6 protein-coding genes are annotated in these 4284 nt (G+C 59.7%); 5 read left to right on the forward strand and 1 reads right to left on the reverse strand.

Annotation, left to right across the window (positions count from 1 at the left end; genetic code table 11):
* The 5 genes from earP to ACIQ3A_RS14010 form a co-directional block, all read left to right on the forward strand.
* Positions 1 to 852: elongation factor P maturation arginine rhamnosyltransferase EarP (earP, locus tag ACIQ3A_RS13990; protein WP_396432334.1), on the forward strand; the 852-nt coding region annotated here is incomplete at its 5' end.
* A 40-nt stretch (positions 853 to 892) separates the two neighbouring features.
* Entirely contained in the window at positions 893 to 1366 is a 474-nt protein-coding gene (locus tag ACIQ3A_RS13995; RefSeq protein WP_396432335.1) for a YeeE/YedE family protein, read from the forward strand.
* Positions 1363 to 1803, forward strand: coding sequence for a DUF6691 family protein (locus ACIQ3A_RS14000; protein WP_396432336.1), 441 nt, complete (start codon positions 1363 to 1365; stop codon positions 1801 to 1803). The genes ACIQ3A_RS13995 and ACIQ3A_RS14000 overlap by 4 nt, the downstream gene beginning before the upstream one ends.
* A 97-nt stretch (positions 1804 to 1900) precedes the next feature.
* Positions 1901 to 2455: an elongation factor P gene (gene efp, locus ACIQ3A_RS14005; protein ID WP_396432337.1), complete on the forward strand. Its 555-nt coding sequence runs from the start codon at positions 1901 to 1903 to the stop codon at positions 2453 to 2455.
* A 105-nt stretch (positions 2456 to 2560) separates the two neighbouring features.
* A complete protein-coding gene (locus ACIQ3A_RS14010) occupies positions 2561 to 3433 on the forward strand; it encodes a TIGR00730 family Rossman fold protein (RefSeq protein WP_396432338.1) in 873 nt (290 codons plus the stop codon).
* On the opposite strand, the gene ACIQ3A_RS14015 is transcribed toward ACIQ3A_RS14010, so the two are convergent.
* Positions 3430 to 4284, reverse strand: an 855-nt coding sequence (locus ACIQ3A_RS14015) for an MFS transporter (protein ID WP_396432339.1), incomplete at its 5' end; no start/stop codon positions are given. The genes ACIQ3A_RS14010 and ACIQ3A_RS14015 overlap by 4 nt on opposite strands.

The following is a 4284-nucleotide window of genomic DNA, read 5'->3' on the forward strand; positions in this document are numbered from 1 at the left end:
CCGGCTGACGTCTGGATCGAGGCCTTTGGCTGCACCTTGCCCGAAGCCTTTGTGAAACACGGCGTGGCCACGCACAAACAACCTCCCGCCTGGATCAACCTCGAATACCTGAGCGCCGAAGACTGGGTGCCCCGCCTGCACGGCCTGCCCTCACCCGTGATGTCTGGGCCAGCCAAGGGCTGGACCAAACACTTTTTCTACCCAGGCTTCACGCCGGGCACCGGTGGCCTGCTGCGTGAGTCCGATCTGCTGACACGACTGCAGGCCTTTGTGAACAGCGGCCAACGCGCCGCATGGCGAGAGCAACACGCCCCCGACTTGACGGCAGAAGCCTTGCTGATCAGCTTGTTTTGTTACGAACCCGCCGCCATGCCCCAACTGCTGACACAACTGGCGGGCACGCCGCACCAGTTGCTGGTCACGCCGGGCCGCCCGCTGAGCGCCGTGCAAATGGGCTTGCTCAAGCTGAATGTTCAGCCCCACTGGTGCGCCCTGCCCTACACCGAACAAGACGGCTTCGACACCATGCTCTGGGCCTGTGACCTCAACTTTGTGCGCGGGGAAGACTCGCTGGTTCGGGCGCTGTGGGCTGGAAACCCCTTCATCTGGCAGGTCTACCCCCAGGACGATAATGCCCACCAAGCCAAGCTGGAAGCCCTGCTGGATCGGCTGCAAGCACCGGAAAGCCTGCGGCGCTTTCACCGGGTTTGGAACGGGGTGGAAGGCGGACAGTTGCCCGAACTGACCACTCAAGACTTGCAAGAGTGGCGCCATTGCGCTCAGGCTGCACGAGCCCGTTTCTTGACACAAGACGACTTGCTGACACAACTCATGACTTTTACCAAGCATTGACCTGCTGCAGCGGACTTTCAGAGCAGGGATAATCTTTTCCATGTCCTTTTTCAACACCCTCTTCCCCCTCGGCTGGCAGCACTATCTGCTGGGCGGCATGACGATTGGCGCTGGCGTGGCGCTGCTTTATTTGTTCAACGGCTGGGTGGGCGGCATGAGCTCCGTCTTTTCGAGCAGTTGGTCGTACTTGTCAAAACGGTCGTTTTTTCAGCAAGCGCGCTTCATCCATACCCGCAGTTGGCGGCTGGTCTACGCTTTGGGTGTGGTGCTGGGCGCCTTGGTTTGGCGCTTTGCGCTGGCAGGTGGCGAGGCACAAGACACCAGCGTGCCTGCGTGGCAGTTGCTGGTGGGAGGCTTTCTGGTCGGTTACGGTGCCCGCCTGGGCAACGGCTGCACTTCGGGCCACGGCATCTGTGGACTGGGCGCGTTGCAACTGCCCTCATTGGGCGCGGTGCTGACTTTCATGGCCACCGCCTTTTTGACCGCCAACCTGATGGCCTGGAGCTTGGCATGAACGAACATCCTTCAAACCCGCACACACTCACCCTGCCCAAAGCGCTCATCACCTTGTTGGCCGGGGCGCTGTTTGGCTTTGGCCTGTCACTGGCCACCATGGTTCAGCCTGAAGTCGTCATCAGCTTCCTGCGCTTTCAGGATTGGGGCCTGATGTTGGTCATGGGTGGGGCTGCTGGCTTGGCGATGCTGGCCTACCAGGGCTTTCCACGCTGGTTTGCCCGCCCCTTGCTGGGGGGGCAATTTTTGACACAACCTGCCAAGTGGGACCGCCAGACCGTGATCGGCTCGGCCATTTTCGGCATCGGCTGGGGTCTGAGCGGTGTGTGCCCTGGCCCTGCCATTGCGGCTTTGGGCACCGGCAACACCGACATCCTGTGGGCTTTGGGGGGCATTGTGCTGGGTGGCTTGGCGCATGGACTGAGCCGACAGGATTGATGGACCACGGCCTTCCAAGGCAAAAAACTCGGCACCACAGGTTAGAATAGCGGGCTTAGGCTTCAGGCCACTCCTGTTCATTTCAGACTCAAATCCTATGAAAACCGCTCAAGAAATCCGCGTCGGCAACGTCATCATGCACGGCAAAGACCCCATGGTCGTGCTGCGCACCGAATACCAACGCGGCGGTCGTGGCTCGTCCACCGTGCGCATGAAGCTCAAAAGCCTGATCGCCAACTTCGGCACCGAAGTCGTGTTCCGTGCTGACGACAAGATGGACCAGGTCATTCTGGACAAAAAAGAGTGCACCTACACCTACTTCGCTGACCCGATGTACGTCTGCATGGACACTGAGTTCAACCAGTACGAAGTCGAAGCCACCAACATGGGCGACGCCCTGAACTACCTCGAAGACGGCATGGAACTCGAGGTGGTGTTCTACAACGAGAAAGCCATCTCGGTCGAATTGCCCACCAGCGTGGTGCGCGAGATCACCTGGACTGAGCCAGCCGTCAAAGGCGACACCTCCGGCAAAGTGCTCAAGCCCGCCAAAATCGCGACCGGTCTTGAAGTGCCTGTGCCCTTGTTTGTGGCCCAGGGTGACAAGATTGAAATCGACACCCGCACAGGCGAATACCGCAAGCGCGTCTGATCTTCCGACCCAGCCCCTGCAAAAGCCCCGCAAGGGGCTTTTTTCATGGGCGATTCACTTGCCCGAGCGGGTTCAAACCTGATGGTGTCAAGGCACAATGACAGCATGCAATCGATTCAAGACCTTCATGCGCCATCGCTGCCCCCCGCTTGGGCTGAAACACAGACCGAATTCCACGATGCAGGCTTGCTGGAACCCCAAGCCAGCCGCCTGGCCTTTGCCGATCCCGAATTTTTATTGCGGCGCGAAACCCGTGGCATCCGTTTCCAGCTGGAAATGCTCAAACCCGACCTGGCCCAGACAGAGGCCAAGATCGAACACACGGTGGTGGTGTTTGGCAGTGCCCGCTTCCCGGACATGGCCAGCGCACAAGCCCAACTTCATGTGGCCACACAAAGCGGCCAACTGCAAGACATGGCCCAAGCCGAGACGGGGGTGCGCAATGCACAGCATTACGAAAATGCCAGAGTCTTCGCCCGCTTGGTGGCGCAGTCTTGCTCCTGCCTGCCCGACGATGAAAAGCTTTTCATTTGCACAGGCGGTGGCCCCGGCATCATGGAAGCCGCCAACCGTGGCGCGCAAGAGGCCGGCGCACCTTCTGTGGCGCTCAACATCGTGTTGCCCCATGAGCAAAACCCCAACCCTTACGTCACGCCCGAGCTGAGTTTCAAGTTTCACTATTTTGCGTTGCGCAAAATGCATTTCATGATGCGCGCGAAGGCTTTGGTGGCTTTTCCAGGCGGCTTCGGCACGCTGGACGAACTGTTCGAAGTGATGACACTGGTGCAAACACGCAAGTCCCGTCCTGTGCCGATCTTGTTGTTTGGCACCGATTACTGGAAACGCCTGATCAACATGGATGTGCTGGTCGAAGAAGGCACGATTTCGCCAGAAGACCTGAAACTTTTCAGCTATGTGGACACCCCTGAGGCCGCATGGCGAATCATCTGCGATTTTTACCAGTTGAACGTGAATTAACCTGGCCGCAAGCGCCACGCTGCACGCGAGCCCAGGCCGACCGCAGCCCCCACCACCCAGAACACCGGGGCCACGCCGGCCAAGGCACCGGCAGCCCCAAAGACCATGGGCATGAGCACACTGGAGGCGTTGATGCTCATCAGTCGCAAACCCAGTGCTTCGCCTTGCCGGTGCTGGGGGGTGATCTGGTGCAAGGTGCTCATGATCATGGGCTGCACAGCGCCCAGCACCAGACCCAACAAAACAGAACACAAACCCATGCTGAAAGCTGTCGGCATGAAGGGGTACAGGCCAAACAACAGCGCCGTGCACACCATGGCGCCGGTGATGATCTGGTGCTCTTGTACATGGCGCGAAACCCAGGGCAAACACACCCGGATGAAGGCCGCAGCAATGGCAAATGCGCCGAGGATGGTGCCGACCACCGAGGCGCTAAAGCCCCGCTCATGCCCCAGCACAGGCACCACAAAGGTGTGCACATCCCAGCACGAAGACAGCAACCAGTTAACCCCCAGCAATCGCCGCATCATGGGCTCGGCCAACAGGTCCATCGCCCGGCGAGGCGCGCCGCCTTCAGTGGGTTTGCGGGTGTGCAATTCAGGCACCTTGCGCACCCAGAACCAGGTGCTCAATGGCAACACAGCCATCGCGAAAAAGGCCCAGCGAAAGCCGCTGAGATGGGCCGGTTCCGGTCCGGCATAGTCAATCAGCAGCCCCGCCAGCACAGGTCCCAAAAAATTGGAAATCGCCGGGCCAATGGAAAGCCAGCTGAAGGCCACTTTGAGTTCTGCCGGGTCTTTGGCCATGCGGCCAACGTGCCGCTGCAATGAAATCACCGCCATGCCCGTTGC

This window comes from Limnohabitans sp. (assembly GCF_044361985.1).
Taxonomy (GTDB): Bacteria; Pseudomonadota; Gammaproteobacteria; order Burkholderiales; family Burkholderiaceae_C; genus Limnohabitans_A.